The organism is Thermodesulfobacteriota bacterium, assembly GCA_036397855.1.
Taxonomy (GTDB): Bacteria; Desulfobacterota_D; UBA1144; order Nemesobacterales; family CSP1-2; genus DASWID01.
Window position 1 is genome coordinate 1 of record DASWID010000081.1, and the last position, 22,327, is coordinate 22,327.

Sequence of the window (22,327 nt, forward strand, 5' to 3'; positions counted from 1 at the left end):
GGTGGAGATGGTAATGCCTGGGGACAATATAAACATGGAGGTTGAGTTGATATCGCCCGTGGCAATGGAGGAGCAGGTAAGGTTTGCAATAAGGGAGGGAGGAAGGACAGTGGGTGCCGGTGTGGTAACAAGCATCATTGAGTAAGGAGAAATAAGATGGGAGACAACACGGCAATTATCGCGCTTGCTTGCAGCGAGTGTAAGAGAAGGAACTATACGACAAAGAAAAACAAGAGAAACCATCCCGACAAGCTGGAATTTAAGAAGTACTGTAAATGGTGCAGAAGCCATACCCTTCATAAAGAGACCAAGTAACTTTCCGCCTCAAGAATGGGGAAGGGATTTTTATAAACTAGCTTCTGGGTATTAGAATAAATCCGTTCACTATGAGTTCTGTCGGAGGGTGTTTTCTTCTTACGAACTAAACTCGAGACCCACTGACGATACCCTCTGGCCATTACACTTTTTTATCGCAATTCTTTATCTGTTGATTTTCATCCTTCGACCGGGCTCAGGATGATCGGATATAAATCCGCAATTTTTATGGAGAAGCATAACCGTTCACACTGAGCAGTGAGCATGCCGAACTGTCGAAGTGTGATCAATTCCCGTTTGGGAAACGGGTCCTGCGAAATAAATTTAAAAACTATAATACGCACTTGACAATTAGCATTAAAAGGTGATATAAATTATGAAACTTCTTCGGGAGGATTGGAATATCAAAATGGATGAGAAATTAATTGAAAGATATGTGTTAATTATATCTTTAATTATGTTTACACTGTCATCAGTCCTCTTTCTTAGCACGAGGGCTCAAGCCGATACATATTGCGTAGGCTGTGATGATGGTACAGCAACAACTTGTGGTGGTGGGGCTGCTTGTGGAGCGCTGATGACGCCCGGTTGTAATGGTGGAAACACCGGTGTTATATGTTCAGACATTACAGATGCTCTCGATTGTATTGATGATCTTGACGATCCCGATGCAACAATAAGGATAGCTCAGAATTTCCCTATGATGCCTTTTGATGGCCCAGGAAATTCTTTTATTATTAATAATACTACTGCTCCAGCGGATGACTCTCAGATAATAAATATACGTGGTGGTTGGACAGCTAGTACATGCGCCACTCAAACGCTTAATCCCTCAAACACTATTGTCGAAGCTCCTATGAATGACAGGGTATTTTTGATTAACAACACTACAAGCGACCTTTTAGGTGTAACCTTAGAGGGCCTTACTATAACAGGCGGTAACCCTATGTCAGGTACAGCAACAAATTGTGGGGGTGTAAATCTTGGTGATTTAAATGGTGGAGGGGTATGTGCAGAGGCGGATGGTAGTGGTGGATTGATATTTACCTCCATGTCAAATATTTATGATGGCAATTCCGCAAGTGATTCCTCTGCGAAAGGCGGGGGGTTAGCCGTTATTTCTAGTGGAGGAGGGGTTATCAATGCAACGATAATGAATGATACTTTCACAAATAATCAAGCAGATAATGATGGTGGTGGGATCCTTTTGGCTTCTGATGGTAGTAATCTCAATGCTACTGTTGATGGTGATTTTATTGGTATTAATGACCCATTTGACCCCCCATTGTTCGGCGGTAATCAAGGTAATCAAGGAGGAGGGATCGCAATCAGAGGAGATGGGGGTAGTGTTGATGTTATGAATCAAGGAAATTCGATTATTAATAACACAGCCGTTGCTGGTTTTGGAGGAGGAGGTATCATAATAATTAATAAGAGTGGTAATACAGAACCTGTTACTGCATCAGTTGAAAAAGATGTGATAACGTTTAATACGGCAGACAGTGATCACGGGGGAGGGATTACTATTGAAGCCGAAACTGGTACGACTATAAATGCATCAATCATCAAGACCGAGATAGGAAACAACAGCGCTGGTACATTTGGAGGGGGTATAGCCCTAAGAGGAAATGGTACCATCAATCTATTTCCAGTTGTAAATAATATTATTTTTAAAAACATAGCAATAGGTGATCCTGGGGGAGGAGGAGTTGCGGCTGTTACCAATGGGACTAGTTCAGATTATGATATAAAATTTGTTAATAATACGATAGCAGACAATGAGGCAACTAATCCAGGAGCTCGGGGAGGTGCAATACTGGCTGATAACTCAGGGGATGGAAGAATTGATTGGACGCTGCCTAACGATATAATTTTCTTCAATACCGCAGCAGGAGATGGTGATCAGATTGCACTCGTGAATGATGGCCCAAGCTGCACGCCGCCTTCTCCCACTAACTGCGCGACTCTGGCAGTTCGTTTTTCTGATATTGTTACTACAGATCCGGCGAATATCGTGGGAACTGGAATTGGTGTCGGCTTTGTCAATATATTGGAGGGGATTATTTCGACTAACCCCCTTTTTGTTAACAATATTACCGCTGACGACTATCGCATAGAGCAAGCGTCACCAGCCGCTAATGCAGGTACGAAAACAGCTGCTGTTACGGTTGCGGGAGCAGAGGCTGATCCCCCTCCTGATGATATTGTTGATAATCCGAGGGACATATCGATGGGCGCTTTTGAGCCTCTCCCTTCACCTACACCCACGCCGACTCCGACTCCGACACCATCCCCGACTCCAACAGCCACCCCAACTCCGACACCATCCCCAACTCCAACAGCTACACCGACTCCAACACCATCCCCAACTCCAACAGCTACCCCGACTCCGACACCTCCTCCAAATATAGATACATTTCCAAACGCTAGGAACGGAAAGCTTGTGACTATAGAATCGGAAGAAGGTACGACACTCTCCGATGTAAAACCCTTATCGAAGAATCTTCAGGGTTGCCCGGAAGGGTTCGATGGTCAATTCTTAAGCTTCCCCGTAGGGTCTTATCAATATGTTGTTAGCGGACTCAATCCGGGGGATGAGACAACGGTTATAATCGATCTTCCACCGGGAACCATCGTTAATTCATATTTTAAGTTTGGACCCACACCCGACAACACGCAACCCCACTGCTATGAGTTCCTATTCGATGGACAAACGGGCGCCCAGATATCTGGGACTAATGTTGTCGTTCATCACATAGACGGAGCGCGTGGTGACTCTGATCTAACTCCTAATGGGGTGATCGTAGAACCCGGTGCCCCGGCACTGTTGAGTGAAGAACCTCCTAGTAGGTCAGGGGATGGATGTTCAATAGCTCAAACCGTTTCTTCCCAAACAGCATTACTGAATCTATTAATACCTCTCCTTCCGGCATTTGCCGTCGGACTGAGGAGTTTTAGACGAAAAAAGAATAAGTAGTCTAGGCACGCGCACATAATCATCCCGCAGAGGCATCGGTGCACATATTAACGGGCGTTTGGGAAATTGGGTCCTGCGGAATGATCTTCCGTTTATAACCACATATCCGACCAATTTGTCGATGATTCCTTGACAGGCAGCCGAAGATTGGGAACACTATAGAGTTTAAGTTATTTATAACAAGTGCCAATCTTTAATAGAATTTCTTGCGGGAAAAAATTCTCTTTGGTATACTTAACCATTTAATGATTATCGATAATGTCATTACCTCTTAATACTCTATCACTATACATTACGTTCATCTAATTACAAATTCATATGGAGAATTGTTGATCTGTTATATCATACAGGCCACATATAAAAGGTGCGAAAGGGCAGTAGCTCAATTTGGTAGAGCACTGGACTCCAAATCCAGCGGTTGGGGGTTCGATTCCCTCCTGCCCTGGAATGACTAAGAATTATTATGGATAATCCAAGAGAATATTTAAATAAAGCAGTTGACTTTTTCAATGACGTTGAAGTTGAAAGTAAGCGTGTAACCTGGCCCTCTTTAAAAGAAACCGTAAGATCCACTGGTGCAGTCGTACTGATCTCGGCAATTCTTGCAGCCTTTTTGGGGTTGGTGGACTTTTTATTTTCAATTGCAGTTAAATTTATCTTGAGCTGATAGGGACGACGGAGAGAATAATTTTCATGAATAACAGGTGGTATGTGGTGCATACAAATACTGGTTTCGAAGACAGGGTAAAGACCTCGATTGAAGACAGGGTTAGGTCTGAAAATCTTAGTGAATTAATAAACGAGGTTCTAATTCCCACTGAAACCATAGTTGAGCCGGTCAAGGGTGGGAAGAAGAAGACCTCTGTTAGAAAATTTTTCCCTGGATACATATTGGTAAAAATGGAACTCAACGATAAGAGTTGGCATATTATTAGGAGTATTCCAAAGGTAATAGGTTTTGTGGGAGGGAAAATAAAGGATGGCATGATTGATCCCGACTCTGTTCCTGCCATACAGGAAGATGAGGTTACGAAGATTAAACAGCAAATACGGGAAGGGACACTAAAGCCTAAGCCGAAGATATCCTTTGAGAGGGGGGAAACGGTAAAAGTCATAGAGGGACCATTCGCGAACTTTACCGGTGTAACAGAGGAAGTAAACCCTGATAAAGGAAGGGTTCAGGTTCTTGTGACGATTTTCGGCAGAACTACGCCCATCGAACTAGATTTCAATCAAGTGGAGAAAATATAGTATGAAGAAGGTGATAGGTGAAATAAAGCTTTTGATACCCGCTGGTAAAGCGACGCCCTCGCCCCCAGTTGGTCCCGCGCTTGGACAGAGGGGGGTGAACATTATGGAGTTTTGTAAGGCGTTTAATGCACAGACTTCAAGGCTAAGTGATTTGATACCGGTGATAGTAACTGTTTTTGCAGATAGGTCATTCACATTTACCACTAAATCTCCACCGGCATCCTATCTGCTGAAGAAAGCTGCAGGCATAGAAAAGGGCTCTGGTGAGGTTCCTCGTGTGAAAGCGGGTAAGATTACAAAAGAACAGATAAAAGAAATCGCTGCTAAAAAAATCGAAGACCTGAATACCGATGACATAGAAATGGCTGAACGGATAATCGAAGGGACTGCTAGAAGCATGGGGATCGAAGTTGTTTGACACGATGCAGGATGCAAGATGCACGATGCAGGATAACGAATACAATATTAATCATGAATCATGAATCGTGAATCCGGCATCATTTTTAAAATGGAGGGATAATGGCAAGAGGCAAGAAGTATTTAAACGTTAGAAGCAAGGTTGATCTGGCACATGCTTACAATCTCATTGAGGCATTAGCGCTTTTAGAGGAGACGAAAACCGCGAAATTTGATGAGACTGTCGACATTGCTGTCAAACTTGGGATAGACCCTCGCCAGGCAAATCAGCAGGTTCGAGGAGCGATGGTGTTACCTCACGGTCTAGGTAGGAAGATAAGGGTTCTTGTATTTGCCAGTGGTGAAAAGGTTAAAGAGGCAGAAGAGGCAGGTGCGGATTATGTTGGGTCTGAGGAGCTGGTCAATAAGATCGCTAAGGAAAATTGGCTGGATTTTGATGTTGCAGTTGCTACGCCTGATGTAATGAGTTTAGTTGGGAAGCTAGGTAAGATACTTGGTCCTAGAGGACTGATGCCGAGCCCGAAGGTAGGCACCGTTACTTTTGATGTTGCTAAAATGGTGAGAGAAGCAAAAGCGGGGAGGATCGAGTTTAAAAATGATAAGGGGGGTGTGGTTCATGTTCCAATCGGGAAGATTTCTTTTGGCTCAAGCAAGTTAAGGGATAACCTCCTGGTGTTTATGGATAACTTAACAAAGATGAAACCTGCGTCGTCAAAAGGAACATTCATAAGGAAGGTGGTAGTCTCAAATACGATGGGACCTGGGATAAAGGTTGATATCGTTAATATTCGTGAGGCGCTAAAGGGGCTCGAAATTGCGGCTTAGGGTTGATAATTCAATTGTTAATGGTCCTTATAGGGAAAAGCGTTTTCTAACATGGTTATCCAAGTTGAATCAAGGAGTTTGATATGTTGAATAAAACCTTGAAACAGGATTTAGTAAAAGAAATTAACGATCGGTTTAAAGCTAATCCTACGGTCATGGTTATCGAGTATAAGGGGCTTAGCGTAAAGGAAATGCAGAGACTTAGAAGGCAGCTTAAAAGGGCAAAAGCAGAATTCAGGGTTGTTAAGAATTCGCTTCTTAGAATAGCTTCTAAAGAGACCGGGATTGAAAGGATAAATGACCTTTTTGAAGGGCCGACTGCAGTTGCCATTTGTGATGATGACCCGGCATCTGTCGCAAAAGTATTCGTTGATTCAATGAAGGCATACCCTGCTGTACGGCTTAAGGGCGGGATAGTCGATGGCAAAGTGATTGGATCTGAGGAGGTCACAAGACTATCCAGGCTTCCGTCAAAAGAGGTCTTATTGTCTCAATTTGTCGGCATGCTCACGAATCCGATTGCAAATTTCATAGGCGTACTTACTGAGCTTCAGAGAAGTCTCCTGTATGTGCTCAATTCTTTGAAGGAAGTAAAAGAAAGAGAAGAGGAACAAAAAGGTTAGTATAAGATATTAAGGTTTAAATCTTTAGATTAAACAAGGAGGACTTAAAAAAATGGCAGAGATTACTAGAGCCGACGTGATTTCGTACCTCGAAAGTGCGAACATGTTAGAGATCTCGGATTTAATTAAAGAGGTTGAGGACAAGTTTGGCGTAAAGGCTGCCGCGCCACAGATCGCAATGGCACCCGTTGCCGGTGTTGCCGCGGCGGGAGCCGAAAGTGCACCTGCAGAAGCTGAGAAGACTGAGTTTGACGTAATATTGAAGACCGTAGGCGAAAATAAAATTCAGGTTATCAAAGCGGTTAGGGAAATAACTTCTCTCGGTCTCAAAGAGGCAAAAGAGCTCGTTGAAGGGGCTCCAAAGACGGTAAAAGAAGGTGAGAAGAAAGAAAATGCAGAAGCGATCAAGAAGAAACTTGAAGAAGCAGGGGCTACTGCAGAGATTGTTTGATTACGAAGTTTTCAAACAAACGAAATCAAGGGTTTTGATTTCTATTTCTAACAAATTACCAATTCAGTGACCTTAAGAATTGGCATATAAAAGGGGGTTTAAAGGTGAGTAATATGAGTAATAATGGACAAGGCATATATAAGATGAGAAAAAGTTTTGCAAAGATCTCTAGAGTTCTGGAAATTCCTCACCTGCTGGATGTGCAGATAAAGTCCTATAACGATTTCCTTCAAGCAAATATAAGACCTGATGATAGAAAAGATATGGGTCTGCACCACGCATTTAATATTTCATTTCCTATTGAGGATTATAATGGTAAAGCATCTCTGGAGTATGTGAGTTATCGGATCGATAATCCTAAGTATGAAGAAAGCGAGTGCAGGCTTAAGGGGTACACTTTTGTAGCGCCACTCTACGTTACCTTTCGACTTGTAATATGGGACACACCATCGGAGGGCAATCCTGAAAGAACCATCAGGGATGTTAAGGAGCAGGAGGTTTATTTTGGTGAAATCCCCCTAATGACAGCGAGCGGTGCGTTTATTATAAACGGTACCGAAAGGGTCATAGTAAATCAACTGCATCGGTCTCCGGGTGTATTCTTTGATCAGGTTAAGAAAGACCAGACCTCGGGAAGGGTATCATTCACCGCAAGGATTGTTCCTCAAGATGGTAGATGGCTAGACTTTGAATTTGATTCAAAGGAAATTCTTCACGTTAGGATTGACAGGAAGAAGAAGTTTCATGTCACGGTGCTTTTGAAGGCACTTGGGCTTAATGCAAAACAGATAATGAAGTATTACTATCCATTAGAAACGGTTTATTTTGACTCAGGTGGGTTAAAAAAGAGTATAGACCCTGATGTTCTTTCGTTTCAGAGAGCGAGTTCGGATATAATCGACTTAAAGACAAATGAAGTAATTGTTAGAAAGGGTAGAAGATTTGTTCCAAATCTAATAGAAAAGATTAAACAAGCAAAAATAGAACGAATCCCTATTCAGGAAAGCGAATTGATAGGCAGGCCATTTGCTGAGGATGTTGTGAATGAAGAAACGGGTGAGGTATTGGTCAATTTTAATGAAGAAATAACCGAGCAAAGCCTGAAGAATTTAAAAGAGAAAGGCATAAAAGAAATAAAGACCTTCTATATTGATAACATCTCGGTAGTCGGTTCAATTAGGAGCACATTATTAGCAGATAAAGTAGAAACTAAAGAGGACGCAATCACCGAAATATACAAAAAGTTCAGGCCCACCGATCCTCCAACGCTTAAGGTTGCGGAAACCTTTTTTAACAATATGTTCTCTAACATCGACACCTACAGGCTCTCTCAGGTAGGTAGAATCAAAATAAACTATAAGCTCAATCATGGAGTGCCTGATGATGTTCTGACGCTGAGAGAAGGGGATATTTTGGAAACGGTTAGATATTTACTTAACTTGCGAGGCGGAAGAGGGTCAACCGATGATATAGACCATTTAGGTAACAGGAGGGTGCGTACGGTAGGAGAATTAATTCAAGATCGTTTTTATGCAGGGCTTGAAAGGCTTGGTAGATCGGTAAGAGAAAAGATGGGCTATCAGGCTATAGAGAATCTCATGCCTAGTGAGCTTTTAATTCCGAAAACGGTCATCACTGTTGTAAAAGAGTTTTTCGCTACCGGTCAGCTCTCTCAATTCATGGATCAAACAAATCCACTGTCTGAGATCACCCATAAGAGAAGACTGAGTGCTCTCGGGCCTGGCGGTCTTACACGTGAAAGGGCAGGATTTGAGGTACGCGACGTGCATTCATCACATTACGGAAGAATTTGTCCGATTGAAACCCCTGAAGGACCTAACATAGGACTGATATCGAGCCTTGGAACATACGCAAAGATTAATGAGTTTGGATTCATACAGACACCATACAGGGTATTGAAGAACGGGAAAGTTACGAATGAGATAGTTTACTTGAATGCCTTAGAAGAAGAGAAATTTATAATTGCGCAGGCGAATGCGCCCTTGGATGATGAAGGCCGGTTAGCATTGGATCTGGTTTCAGCTCGTCACAGGGGTGAATTTCTTATGATTGAACGTGATAAAGTTCAATTAATGGATGTGTCTCCGACTCAGCTAGTTTCTGTTTCTGCATCTTTAATACCCTTCCTAGAGCACGATGATGCGAATCGGGCTCTTATGGGTTCAAACATGCAGAGGCAAGCTGTTCCGCTGCTTCGCACTTCTTCCCCTATCGTTGGGACTGGTTTTGAGGGTACAGTGGCAAAGGATTCTGGCGTCACTGTAGTTGCCAAGAGGGACGGAATTGTTGAATATGTGGATGCCGCAAGGGTCGTTGTGCGCGCTACTAGTAATGAGGACGAAGACGGTGGCGTCGATATTTACAATCTTACTAAATTCCAAAAGTCCAATCAAAATACATGTTGGAATCAAAGACAGATCGTTAGAAAGGGGGCCAAAGTTGTTAAGGGTGATGTAATTGCTGATGGGCCCTCCACTCATTTTGGAGAACTCGCGCTGGGACAGAATGTTTTGGTTGCATTTATGCCATGGGGCGGATACAACTTTGAGGATGCGATCCTTATTAGCGAGAGACTTGTGAAAGAAGATAGGTTTACATCTATTCATATTGAAGAGTTTGAATGTATAGCCAGAGAAACTAAGCTGGGGCGCGAGGAAATTACCAGGGACATACCTAATGCAGGTGATGAAGCTTTAAGAAATTTGGATGAAAGTGGAATAATTAGAATAGGTGCTGAAGTAAAGCCTGGCGATATATTAGTGGGGAAGATCTCCCCAAAGGGTGAAACGCAGCTTTCACCTGAGGAGAGATTATTGAGGGCTATCTTTGGAGATAAGGCAGGAGACGTGAAAGATACCTCCCTTCGGGCTTCGCCAGGGGTAACGGGTACCGTAATCGATGTAAAGATGCTGTTATCTAGGATAGTCGATAAGGATGAACGTGCCAAGAGTATAGAGGATCTTGAGATTACCAGGCTCAAACAGGATAAGGATGATGAGATAAGAATATTAAAAGAGGATGCTTTTCAGCGGATCAAGGAATTACTTGTTGGTAAGATTGCATCTGCGAGACTTATAGTAAACAGGAAAACGGTCCTCAAGAAGGGAGATAAGATCACGGAGGGCATACTTCGTAGCATATCAATTGAGAAGACTGCTGATATCAGTATTGAGAAGGCAGAAACAATTGAAGCTGAGGTTAACAGGAATATTGAAAGAACACTTGAGCAGATTGATTTGGTCAAGCTCGTTTATGACCGAAGGATATCAAAACTCGTACGTCCAGATGAACTACCTCCTGGGGTGCTCAAAGTTATTAAGGTCTATGTGGCCGTAAAGAGGAAGCTCCAGGTAGGAGATAAGATGGCGGGTAGGCACGGGAATAAGGGGGTTATATCTAAGATTTTAAGACAAGAGGACATGCCTTACCTGCCGGACGGAACCCCTGTGGATATGGTTCTTAACCCGCTTGGTGTACCCTCGAGGATGAATGTCGGCCAGGTCTTGGAAACCCATCTTGGCTGGGCCGCTCAGAAAGTGGGTCAACAGTTAAATGATTTTATCGAGAAAGCGTTTGATTACAATGCTCTCAGGAAAAAGGTCAAAGAGGTCTATGATTCGAGGAAGATGAGGAAATTTATCGATGAATTGACTGATGAAGAATTACTAGAGGTTGTCAAGAGATTGAAGGACGGTATTCCAGTTGAGTCACCCGTCTTTGACGGCGCAACTGAAAGTGAAATTAAAGAATTACTCATTTCGGCAGGTCTTCCGGAGGATGGCAAGACAATACTATTCGACGGATTTACTGGTGAACCTTTTGATCAAAAGGTTTCAATTGGGGTGATGTATATGCTTAAACTACATCATCTTGTAGAGGAAAAGATTCATGCTAGGGCTATAGGTCCTTATTCGCTTGTAACTCAGCAACCGCTAGGAGGGAAGGCTCATTTTGGGGGGCAGCGACTTGGAGAGATGGAAGTTTGGGCGCTCGAAGCATACGGGGCTGCATACACTCTTCAAGAGTTTCTCACCGTTAAATCTGACGATGTTGTGGGAAGGACCAGAATATTCGATTCGATTGCAAAGGGTGATAAGAGATTCGAACCCGGTCTACCTGAGTCGTTTAAGGTTCTCCAAAAGGAACTACAGGCTTTATCACTGGATGTCGAGCTTATGGAGGATATTGTTGAAACTTAATCAGTATATGTAAAAAAACTTACGTGGGAGGTAGGAAATAATTGGATATTGAAAACCTATTTGAGAAACCAAAAAATCCTTCGGAATACAGGGCTGTAAAGATTTCAATTGCATCGCCGGAGAAAATTAAGGAATGGTCTTCCGGTGAAGTCAGAAAGCCCGAAACGATAAATTACAGGACTTTCAAGCCGGAAAGGAGTGGGCTCTTCTGTGCAAAGATCTTTGGGCCCGTGAAGGATTACGAATGTCTTTGCGGAAAGTACAAGAGATTAAAACACAGGGGGCACACGTGCGAAAAGTGTGGTGTTGAAGTCATATCGAGCAAGGTCAGGCGTGAACGAATGGGACACATAGAACTCTCTTCGCCTGTCGCCCACATTTGGTTTCTCAGGAGCATACCGAGCAGAATAGGGATGCTATTAGATATGACTCTTAAGGAGTTGGAGAAGGTTCTTTACTATGAGGCATATGTAGTTCTTGATCCAGGTAATGCTACCCTAAAATTTGGTGAGGTTCTCAGTGAGGATAAATACAGAAGACTTTTAGAGGAATTCGGTCCAAGTTTTAAGGTTGGAATGGGTGCGGAAACGATAAGGGAAATGCTGAAAAAGATTGATCTTGTTGAACTTTCTGAGCAGCTAAAGGCAGAATTAATGAGCGTAACGTCTCCTATAAAGCGGGCTAGAATAGCGAAGAGGCAAAGAATTGTTGAAGCCTTTAGACAATCCAAAAACAAGCCGGAGTGGATGATTCTCACCAGAATTCCGATACTTCCACCAGATTTAAGACCTCTGGTACCTCTTGACGGTGGGAGATTTGCTACATCTGATTTAAATGATCTATACAGGAGAGTCATAAATCGAAACAATCGTCTAAAGAAATTACTTGAGCTTGGAGCCCCAGATATCATTGTGAGAAACGAGAAAAGGATGCTCCAGGAGTCGGTTGATGCATTATTTGAGAACGGTCGCCGGGGGAGGCCTGTTCTGGGTCATAACCATCGTCCTCTGAAGAGCCTAAGTGACATTATAAAAGGAAAACAGGGAAGATTTAGGCAAAATTTACTCGGGAAGAGAGTGGATTATTCTGGTCGTTCAGTGATTACGGTCGGACCGGACTTAAAGCTGCATCAATGTGGTCTTCCCAAGCAGATGGCCTTAGAGCTTTTCAGACCATTTATCTATCAGAAACTCGAAAAATGGGCAGCTGCTTCGACTATAAAGATTTCAAAGAAATTAGTTGAGCAAGAGTCACCTATCGTGTGGGATGCCTTGGATGAAGTTATTAAGGAGCACCCTATTTTGCTCAATCGCGCACCCACACTTCACAGGTTGAGCATTCAGGCATTCGAACCCATTCTGATTGAGGATCTCGCTATACAGATTCATCCCCTCGTGTGTCCTGCTTATAATGCTGATTTTGACGGCGACCAGATGGCTGTTCACGTACCACTTTCCATAGAGGCGCAAACTGAATGCAGGACACTCGTAATGTCAACGAATAACATCCTTTCACCTGCGCATGGAAAACCGATAATACTTCCTACCCAAGATATAGTTCTAGGTGTCTATTATATGACTAGAGAAATGGTGAATGACAAAGGTGAAGGCAAGATATTCTCTAGTATTGAAGAGGTTAGGATGGCCTATGACTCGGGCGAAATAGGACTCCATGCAAGGGTAAAGGTCCGGATTGATGAGACCATGCATGATACTACTGTGGGAAGAGTGCTTCTCTATGAAATAATGCCCAGGGTAATACCATTTGATCTTGTAAATAAGGTTATGACAAAACGCGCTATCGAGGAATTGATTGACGGATGCTTTAGGGTTGCAGGAGGTAAGAGCACCGTGCTTCTTGCTGACCGACTGCGTACATTAGGCTTTCAGTATTCTACCAAAGCGGGTATCTCAATCTCGATAGATGATATGAAGATACCTATTAAGAAGAAGATCCTTCTAGACAAGGCTTATGAAGAGGTTGTTAAAGTGCAAAATCAGTACTCGCAGGGATTAATCACGGACGGCGAGAGATATAACAAGGTAATAGATATTTGGGCCAAGACGAGCGACGAGGTCGCGCAAGAGATGATGGATGAACTATCACTCGATGTTTTAAAGGATGGCAAAAACAAAGATACAAAGGTCCCAAGCTACAATCCTATATACATGATGATAGATTCAGGCGCAAGGGGAAGTCAAACCCAGGTTCGTCAGCTGGCTGGGATGAGGGGACTGATGGCAAAGCCTTCCGGTGAAATAATCGAAACACCAATCACATCAAATTTCAGGGAGGGATTGACGGTACTTCAATACTTCATCTCAACCCATGGAGCAAGAAAGGGTCTTGCTGACACGGCTCTCAAGACTGCAAATGCTGGTTACCTTACGAGGAGGCTAATTGATGCCGCACAAGAAGTAATGGTCACCGAATACGATTGTGGGACAAACGAAGGTATAACTGTTGGCGATCTTATAGAGGGAGGTGAAATTATTGATAGGGTTAGCGAAAGGATATTAGGCCGTGTTGCCGTTGAAGATATCAAGGATCCAGTAACCGGTGAAGTAATTGTAAGAAGTAATGATGAGATAGATGAACATGCCGCTAAGAGGATAGATGAGACAGGAAGCATAACTGAGGTGAAGATCAGATCGGTCTTAACTTGTGAGTCTCGGCATGGCGTTTGTATCTTATGTTACGGAAGGAATCTTTCCGCAGGCACGCTTGTGAACATAGGGGAAGCTGTAGGCATCGTAGCCGCACAATCGATTGGAGAGCCGGGAACGCAGCTTACTATGAGAACCTTTCATATAGGAGGAGCTGCCAGCCAGAGGGCTGCCGAGAGTACCCTTGAGAGTCAACACGAAGGAATCGTCAAGCTATATGGAGTGAGAACGGTCAAGAATAAGGAAGACAAACTAGTCGTAATAAATCGGACTGGGATTTTAGCCATAGTTGATGAGAAGGGATATGAGCGCGAACGATATCCATTAGTTCTGGGTGCAAGGTTGGGTATTGATGAAGGTAAGAAGGTGAAAGCGGGGGCACTCTTAGCAGAATGGGATCCATACACTACTCCGTTTATTTCCGAGATTACAGGTAAAGTAAGTTTCCAGGACCTTGAACAGGGGATCTCCCTGAAAGAGCAGGTCGACGAGGTTACGGGTATATATAAGAAGGTTGTTATTGAATCAAAAAGTCCCGACCTGCATCCCGCCCTGGTTGTAACGGATAGTGGTGGGAAACAGGTTCAATATTCGGTTCCGATAGGAGCTATTATTGAAAAGAATGAGGGAGATCTGATTTACGCCGGAGATATCGTCGCGAAGATCCCTAGGGCAACAGCAAAGACAAAAGACATAACTGGCGGGCTTCCTAGAGTCGCGGAACTTTTCGAGGCAAGAATCCCTAAGGACCCCGCAGTCGTAAGTGAAATAGACGGGATTGTATCTTTTGGGAAGGATCTCAAAGGTAAGAGGAGGTTAGTGGTAACACCTGATATTGGAGAAGCCAAGGAGTATCTCTCTCCTCGGGGAAAACATGTACTGGTTAGAGATGGCGAAAGGGTTTCCTCGGGAGATCAACTTGTGGATGGCGCCGTAAATCCGCATGATATTCTCAGAATCCGTGGAGAAAAGGCACTTGCCAGATACCTTGTAGATGAAATCCAAGAGGTATATAGATTGCAGGGGGTTAAGATAAATGATAAACATATTGAGGCCATTGTAAGACAGATGCTAAAGAGGGTGAGGATTAAAGATCCGGGTGAGACATCTTTTCTTATGGGTGAGGCGGTGTCAAAACAGGAGTTCTTTGAGGAAAACGAAAGGGTGGTTTCTCAGGACGGAAATCCGGCGTCGGCTGAGCCACTACTATTAGGTATAACAAGGGCTTCCCTCAGCACGAGTAGCTGGCTTTCCGCAGCGTCATTTCAGGAGACGACTAGGGTTCTTACCGAAGCAGCCTGCGAGGGAAAGGAGGATCAATTGAGGGGACTCAAGGAAAATGTAATCATGGGCAGATTGATTCCCGCAGGTACGGGTCTTCCAATGTACAGATATATTGATGTCGAGGTGCCAGTTCCGGAAATTCCCGTGCCAATCCCGGTCGAAGAAGAAATTACCTGATTATGTTTAAATGACATTCAGGATTAGGTTGGCAGTTTTAAAGGCTTAATAGCTTGCTAGTCCTGGTATATCAATTCCTGTTGCTTTTTCAGTATGAATGATAAGACCAAATTGATTCTTCAAAAAACCTATGATCCTAGGGTCGTAGAAGAGAAATGGTATATTTTCTGGACAGAAAAGGGTTATTTTACAGCATCCACAAAGTCTAAAAAAAAACCTTTCACTATTGTTATCCCACCTCCTAATATTACAGGCTCACTGCATATTGGGCACGCCCTAAACAACACACTTCAGGACATTTTAGTACGCTACAAGAGAATGAAGGGGTATGAAGCTCTCTGGGTGCCTGGAACGGATCATGCCGGGATAGCAACTCAAACAGTTGTAGAACGGGAGCTGATGAAAGACGGAATAAAGCGAAGTGATATGGATCGGGAAGAGTTTGTAAATAAGGTTTGGAGGTGGAAAGAACAATATGGTAAGAGGATAGTCCAACAATTAAAAAGGTTAGGTGCTTCTTGTGATTGGTCAAGAGAAAGGTTTACGATGGACGAAGGGTTTTCACTTGCAGTCAGAGAGGTGTTTGTGAGGCTTTATGATGAGGGTCTTATTTACAGAGGTAATTATCTTGTAAACTGGTGTCCGAGGTGTGAGACCGCACTTTCTGATTTGGAGGTTATAAGAGAGAATACAAATGGGAAGCTTTATTATATCAAATACCCATTCGTACTCGATGACAAAAACAAAAGAGAAGAGGGCTACATAGTTGTAGCTACTACGAGGCCGGAAACAATGATGGGTGATACAGCTGTCGCGGTCAACCCAAGGGATGAGCGGTATAAGGGGACGGTAGGGAAAGAGATAAGACTACCTGTAGTTAATCGTCTTATCCCGGTGATTGCCGATGAGGGTGTTGATATTGAGATGGGTACCGGCGCCTTGAAAATAACTCCTGCGCATGATTTTGCCGATTTTGAAATTGGGAACAAACACAATCTTCCAAGGATACAGGTTATAGACTTTAGGGGCGTTATGAATGAAAACGCTGGAAAATATAGGGGGCTGGATAGGTTTGATTGCAGGAAAAGCATAATAGAAGATTTTGAGAAGGAAGGTTTACTTCAGAGGGTTGAGGATTATTTAATCCAGCTGGGAAAATGCTACAGGTGTGGAACCGTGGTTGAGCCCATGCTATCCCTGCAGTGGTTCGTTAGGACAAAGTCACTGGCAGACCCAGCAGTGGCCGCGGTTGAAGAAGGGAGGACAAAAATTATTCCGGAGGGTTGGAATAACACGTATTTTGAATGGATGCGAAATATCAGGGACTGGTGCATATCAAGACAGATCTGGTGGGGTCACAGAATCCCTGCCTGGTTCTGCAAGCGCTGTGATGAGATAACCGTGTCGGTGAATGAACCGGCACACTGTGGTAAATGCGAATCAACGGATTTACAACAGGAAGAAGATGTACTCGATACATGGTTCAGTTCCAGTCTCTGGCCTTTTGCGGTTTTGGGCTGGCCACAGCAAACGGAAGAACTTCAGATTTTTTATCCTACAACTGTACTTGTCACGAGTTTTGATATTCTTTTCTTCTGGGTTGCGAGGATGATGATGATGGGGATAAGGTTTATGGGCGACGTTCCATTCAGGGATGTTTATATTCACGCCCTTGTTAGGGATGAAAAGGGTGAAAAGATGAGCAAGACAAAGGGAAACGTAATCGACCCTTTGGAAATAATGGATGATTTGGGTGCTGATGCGCTAAGGTTCAGTCTAACTGCACTGGCTTCCCAGGGCAGGGACATAAGGCTTTCTCGCCCTGTTATAGAGGGCTACAGAAACTTTATGAACAAAATATGGAATGCCTCTAGATTTGTCCTTATGAATTTGGATCATGAAGAGACGAACAGGTGGTCAGTGTCTACATTTGATACGAATCTCTCAATTCCAGATAAATGGATAATTACAAAGCTTAACATGACAATAGAGGAAATAGAAGATTCCTTTGATCATTACGAATTTGATAAGGCTTCGCGGATTATTTATCAGTTTGTATGGGGTGATTTTTGCGACTGGTATATCGAAATAGTTAAACCGGCGCTATATGGAAATAATAAAGAGGCGAAAAGAAGAGTACAGGTGATCCTTGTCAATGTTTTATCATCGGCTTTGCAAATTCTAAGCCCCATTGCTCCCTTCATAACAGAAGAGATTTATGAAAAATTACGCGAATTCGGATTTAATCTGAAAACACCCGAAGGAAACGACGCCGAGAGCATAGCTATCAGTTCATACCCGGGTTTCAATCGTGATTATATCCGTGAAGAAGCATATAGAGAAATAGAGTTTGTAAAAGAGCTGATAGTTGCTATAAGGAATTTAAGAGCGGTGGTGGGATTGCATCCTATGGATAAGGTGAAGGTATTCTTGCGTCCGGGCAATGAAACGATTCTTGAAAGGGTAAAGCGTAATAATGAGATAATAATTAAACTTGCGGGAGCCTCCTCGCTCGAGTTTTCAAAAAACGGAAAGCCAGCGAAATCTGTAGCTCAGGTCATGGATGGGATAGAGGTATTTCTTCCGGTTGAGGGATTAATAAATGTTGAGAAAGAAATCGGAAGAGTAATGAGGGAAATAGAAAAGGTTAGGAGAGATATCAATACTTCTAGGAATAAACTCTCAAACTCTAACTTCCTCGATCGTGCTCCGGAGGAGGTGGTTGAGAAAGAGAGGGAAAAATTTGAGGAACTATCAATCAAAAGGCAAAAAATGGAAGAAGTGCTCAAAAAATTGAGCGAAATAGGATAGAAGCCGTTTTTTCTGATATATTGGTTTAATTAGGAAATTCACTGTAGCGTACCGAATGGCTACCGACGAGCCATTAAAGTAGTCGCTTTGCTTATCTTAATGTTCCTTTCCAGCTTCTTTGTCTTGATACAAAGAAGCAAAAATCAAGGCTGTCCAAAAATTTAGCTAAAAATCATACGCTCCGACTAAAAAATTTAATCCAACCTCACCCCACAAATTTTTCTTAACGTCTTCGTTTCTGATTTTCTTAACGCAATTTTTGGAAGGCCAATTGAATGCTTTTCATTTCGAAAAGGTTTAATGATAAGAACAATAATAAAATTGTAAAAAAGCTTGTGAACGATATAGATAACACCTGCGATTGCGAAGGCCTGAAAGGTCTGAAGTAATCTCTCTTTTTTTTAGCACCACAAGTCTATGCCCTTGATGTAGCATAGGAGCGATGTCCCTTTCTATTGAAAGTGTTATTCGTAAACGTGTGCGCTGAAGGGGTCTCTCCAAATATTTTAGCTAGAATCACTATCCGAAGTTGGTTATCTGTCAAAAAGATGGAACTGTTTTAAGGGTTTTTTAAATTCTGTTATTGGTACACGGTAGTTCCCAGTGAAGCAGGCATTACAGAAGCTGTCGTTGTTGTCGAGTGATTTATAGCTGGCTACTGCCTTCATAACGCCATCAAGGCTTAGATATCCGAGAGTGTCGGACGTGATATATTTATTTATCTCTTCAACATCAAGAGAGTTTGCAATCAGCTCCTCTTTCGTAGGAGTGTCTATACCGTAGTAGCAGGAGAATTTCATAGGGGGTGAACTAATCCTCATATGAATCTCTTTAGCGCCGGCACCACGAATCATCTTTACTATTTTTCTGCTTGTAGTACCTCGGACAATTGAGTCATCCACTATCACAACCCTTTTGCCACGAAGTACATCCTTGATTGCGTTTAGCTTTAGCTTGACCCCGAAATTTCTTATTGATTTTTGTGGTTCTATAAATGTTCTACCCACATAATGGTTTCTTAATAGTCCGAGTTCGAGAGGAAGTCCCGATTCTTCAGCATAGCCTATCGCCGCAGGAACACCGGAGTCGGGAACAGCAGTTACAATATCTGCGTCGGATGGTTGTTCTCTCGCTAATTGTTTTCCCAGCTCTTTTCTCACCTGATATACGTTCCTATCAAAGATCTGGCTATCGGGTCTCGCAAAGTATATGAATTCGAAAACGCAGTAAGCGTGCCTTGACTTTTTGAAGGGTTTAAATGATTCTTGTCCTTTTCGGCTTATTAGCAAGATCTCACCGGGCTCAATCTCCCTGCAGAACTCGGCTTCTATCAAGTCGAAGGCGCATGTCTCAGACGCTATAACAGGGGCATCTAATAGCTTTCCTAAGACAAGCGGTCGAAAACCATACGGATCCCGAGCAGCAACCAGATACTCTGGTGTGAGAAACACGAGAGAATAAGCTCCCTTACATCTCATCAATGACTCGGTAATCCTCGTTACTAAATTCTCCTCTTTGGATCTGGCAATCAGATGTACAATAACCTCCGTATCAGTTGTAGATTGAAAGATAGCGCCATCCTTTTCTAGCTCTTCTCTTATGGTTCTTGCATTCGTAAGGTTGCCATTATGTGCAATAGCGAGCTGTCCCTTGGAGTAGGTGATGACTATGGGCTGTGAATTCTTACTATGACTTGATCCCGTGGTAGAGTATCTCACGTGACCTATTGCATTTCTTCCTGGAAGCCTGTCAATCACTTGTTCGGTAAAGACTTCGGATACAAGACCCATTTCCCTGTGTGAGTAAAGGTTTTGGCCGTCTGAAGTCGTTATACCGGCGCTTTCCTGACCACGGTGTTGTAGGGCGTGGAGACCAAGATAAGTGAGGTTTGCTGCCTCAGGATGCCCAAATATTCCAAATACACCACACTCTTCTTTGAGCTCATGCATAGGTTTTGAATAAATCCTCGAATCCGTTATTCCAGACTCTGTGGGCATCCAATATATTAATGTCTACAAGCCCATCAATTAACAAACTATCTCCTTTGACCTCTCCTATTATCTCCATCGGAACGCTATAAGTTTGACATATTTTCTCCAAATGAGGGAAATCCTTTCTATCCAGGGACATCAATGCCCTTGATTGGGATTCTGAAAAAAGTATTGCGTCCTCTCTCATATGGTGGTTGTTATTTATTTTAATCTTTGCTCCAATAGGTCCAAATGGGGTAAAGCTAGATTCAGCAAGAGCGATTGCCAAGCCCCCCTCCGAAAGATCGTGTAAAGACTTTATTATACCGGTTTTAGATGCTTCAAGTAAAGCTTTTATAAGACTGGATTCTGTTTCTAAATCCATTTCAGGTGGACTTCCACAGACAAGCCCATGGATTTGTCTCAGGTATTCACTGCCCCCAAATTCTTCTCTAGTTTCCCCGAGGATTACAATGACATCCCCCTCATTCTTAAACCACTGTGTAAGGTGGTTATCCAAATCTTCAATCAGCCCTACCATTGCGACGCATGGAGTTGGATAAATTGCCTTACCCCCAGTTTCGTTGTAAAAGCTTACATTCCCGCTCACAACAGGGGTGCCCAGGAAATTTGCGGCTTCCGCTAGCCCCTCAATTGATTTAATGAATTGCCACATAATTCCAGGATTTTCCGGACTTCCAAAGTTAAGACAATCTGTGATAGCCAAAGGTTTTGCCCCTGAACAGGCAAGATTCCTTGCGCTTTCTGCGACTGCGATCATCGCCCCAACGTAAGGGTCAAGATAACAGTACCTTGAGTTGCAGTTAGCGGTGAGTGCTATGGCCTTCTTTGTTCCTTTGATCCTTATTAGCGCCGAATCGGAGCCAGGGGGAGTAATGGTATCTGTTCTTACCATGTGGTCGTATTGTTCAAAAATCCATTTCTTATTCGAAAGTGTAGGTGATGAAAGAAGCTTTAGTAGAACCGACCCCAAATCTTTTGGTATTGGAATTGATGATAGGTTTAATCTCCTCGAGTGTTTTAAATAAGCCGGCTTTTTAAAAGGCCTTGAATATATTGGCGCTTCATTTGTGATTAAGCTGATCGGAATGTCTGCAACAATACCTCCATTTCCAACTATCTCCAGCCTGTTATTACCTGTAACTTCTCCAATCACACCGAAATCAAGACCCCACTTCTCGAATATAGCTTCGGCAATATTTTCTTTCCCTTTTTGTGTAACAATCAGCATTCTCTCTTGAGATTCTGATAGCATGACTTCATAAGGAGTCATCTTTTCTTCTCTTTTTGGTATTTTTTCAATGAATATCTTAATCCCTGTGCCCGCGCGGCTTGCCATTTCAGTTGAGGAGGATGTTAGCCCTGCAGCTCCCATATCCTGTATGCCTATCACAATACCAGTTTTAAAGAGTTCAAGACAGGCTTCTAACAGTAGCTTTTCTGTAAAAGGGTCGCCCACCTGTACCGTAGGCCTCTTTTCCTCTGCCTCTTTAGAAAATGTTTCTGAAGCCATGACAGCTCCATGAATACCGTCTCTACCGGTCTTTGAACCGATATATATAACTGGGTTTCCAACTCCCTTTGCAAGGCCCTTGAATATTTTATCCTTTTTTGTGATTCCAATTGCAAAGACATTTACAATGGGGTTTCCGTTATAGCACTCGTCGAAATAAACCTCTCCGCCCACAGTTGGAATACCGATGCAATTACCATAACCGGCTATGCCGGAGACAACACCCTCTAATAAATATTTCGTCTTTTGAAGATTTGGATCACCGAATCTGAGTGAATCAAGCAGGGCGATTGGTCTCGCACCCATAGTAAAAATGTCCCTCAGAATGCCCCCGACCCCCGTGGCCGCACCCTGATAGGGTTCTATATACGAAGGATGGTTATGGCTCTCCATCTTAAAAACAACACAAAGATCATCGCCGATGTCAACAATGCCCGCATTTTCACCAGGCCCCTGAATTATCCTTTTCCCTTCGGTTGGCAGTTTCCTTAGATGCACCTTAGAGCTTTTATATGAACAGTGCTCAGACCACATCGCGGCCAATATGCCAATTTCAGTCATATTGGGTTCCCTTCCAAGCTCGGATATAATCTTATTATATTCGTTCCTATTCAGTCCGTGGTCGAGGGCAAGTCTTAGATTATTCAGTTCGGACATATTTGGAGATAATTATACCTGTTAAAAAAATTGAATTCGTTCTTTAAGTTAAATAGGGAAATTTCCTATTGAATTGTGTTTTAAAATATTCTATAATGTCGAATCGTCATGTTCATTTTGCGTTAAAGTTCAAAGTATAATGTTTATTG

General features: G+C 43.0%; 14 protein-coding genes and 1 tRNA gene. 13 read left to right on the forward strand and 2 right to left on the reverse strand.

The genetic code is table 11. The features are described from left to right. From tuf to VGA95_06230, 13 genes are all read left to right on the forward strand, one after another. A partial coding sequence (tuf, locus tag VGA95_06170) for an elongation factor Tu (GenBank protein ID HEX9666132.1) occupies positions 1 to 145 on the forward strand: 145 nt, incomplete at its 5' end. Between the two features lie 11 nt (positions 146 to 156). Continuing rightward, positions 157 to 315 carry a 50S ribosomal protein L33 gene (gene rpmG, locus VGA95_06175; protein HEX9666133.1) on the forward strand — a complete coding sequence of 53 codons (159 nt, stop codon included), beginning with the start codon at positions 157 to 159 and terminating at the stop codon, positions 313 to 315. Between the two features lie 409 nt (positions 316 to 724). Then, positions 725 to 3,292, forward strand: coding sequence for a choice-of-anchor U domain-containing protein (locus tag VGA95_06180; GenBank protein ID HEX9666134.1), 2,568 nt, complete (start codon positions 725 to 727; stop codon positions 3,290 to 3,292). A 371-nt stretch (positions 3,293 to 3,663) separates the two neighbouring features. Beyond that, positions 3,664 to 3,737 (forward strand) — tRNA-Trp (locus tag VGA95_06185). Positions 3,738 to 3,755: 18 nt separating this feature from the next. Beyond that, positions 3,756 to 3,959: a preprotein translocase subunit SecE gene (secE, locus tag VGA95_06190; GenBank protein ID HEX9666135.1), complete on the forward strand. Its 204-nt coding sequence runs from the start codon at positions 3,756 to 3,758 to the stop codon at positions 3,957 to 3,959. A gap of 26 nt (positions 3,960 to 3,985) precedes the next feature. Continuing rightward, on the forward strand, positions 3,986 to 4,543 hold the full coding sequence (nusG, locus tag VGA95_06195) for a transcription termination/antitermination protein NusG (protein ID HEX9666136.1): 558 nt from the start codon (positions 3,986 to 3,988) through the stop codon (positions 4,541 to 4,543). 1 nt (position 4,544) lies between these two features. Next, the gene (rplK, locus tag VGA95_06200) at positions 4,545 to 4,961 is read left to right on the forward strand and encodes a 50S ribosomal protein L11 (GenBank protein HEX9666137.1); all 417 of its coding nucleotides are present in this window, start codon (positions 4,545 to 4,547) and stop codon (positions 4,959 to 4,961) included. A 101-nt stretch (positions 4,962 to 5,062) separates the two neighbouring features. After that, positions 5,063 to 5,785: a 50S ribosomal protein L1 gene (rplA, locus tag VGA95_06205; protein ID HEX9666138.1), complete on the forward strand. Its 723-nt coding sequence runs from the start codon at positions 5,063 to 5,065 to the stop codon at positions 5,783 to 5,785. An 83-nt stretch (positions 5,786 to 5,868) separates the two neighbouring features. Beyond that, positions 5,869 to 6,408 carry a 50S ribosomal protein L10 gene (rplJ, locus tag VGA95_06210; protein ID HEX9666139.1) on the forward strand — a complete coding sequence of 180 codons (540 nt, stop codon included), beginning with the start codon at positions 5,869 to 5,871 and terminating at the stop codon, positions 6,406 to 6,408. A 52-nt stretch (positions 6,409 to 6,460) separates the two neighbouring features. Continuing rightward, the gene (gene rplL / locus VGA95_06215) at positions 6,461 to 6,859 is read left to right on the forward strand and encodes a 50S ribosomal protein L7/L12 (protein ID HEX9666140.1); all 399 of its coding nucleotides are present in this window, start codon (positions 6,461 to 6,463) and stop codon (positions 6,857 to 6,859) included. 113 nt (positions 6,860 to 6,972) lie between these two features. Then, the gene (rpoB, locus tag VGA95_06220) at positions 6,973 to 11,079 is read left to right on the forward strand and encodes a DNA-directed RNA polymerase subunit beta (GenBank protein HEX9666141.1); all 4,107 of its coding nucleotides are present in this window, start codon (positions 6,973 to 6,975) and stop codon (positions 11,077 to 11,079) included. Between the two features lie 41 nt (positions 11,080 to 11,120). Next, positions 11,121 to 15,206, forward strand: coding sequence for a DNA-directed RNA polymerase subunit beta' (gene rpoC / locus VGA95_06225; protein HEX9666142.1), 4,086 nt, complete (start codon positions 11,121 to 11,123; stop codon positions 15,204 to 15,206). A 93-nt stretch (positions 15,207 to 15,299) separates the two neighbouring features. Further along, entirely contained in the window at positions 15,300 to 18,017 is a 2,718-nt protein-coding gene (locus tag VGA95_06230) for a valine--tRNA ligase (protein HEX9666143.1), read from the forward strand. Between the two features lie 533 nt (positions 18,018 to 18,550). Here VGA95_06230 and purF read toward each other — a convergent pair. Further along, the gene (gene purF, locus VGA95_06235; protein HEX9666144.1) at positions 18,551 to 19,966 is read right to left on the reverse strand and encodes an amidophosphoribosyltransferase; all 1,416 of its coding nucleotides are present in this window, start codon (positions 19,964 to 19,966) and stop codon (positions 18,551 to 18,553) included. Beyond that, entirely contained in the window at positions 19,959 to 22,178 is a 2,220-nt protein-coding gene (gene purL, locus VGA95_06240) for a phosphoribosylformylglycinamidine synthase subunit PurL (GenBank protein ID HEX9666145.1), read from the reverse strand. Before purL ends, purF begins: the two co-directional genes overlap by 8 nt. Positions 22,179 to 22,327 lie beyond the last annotated feature (149 nt).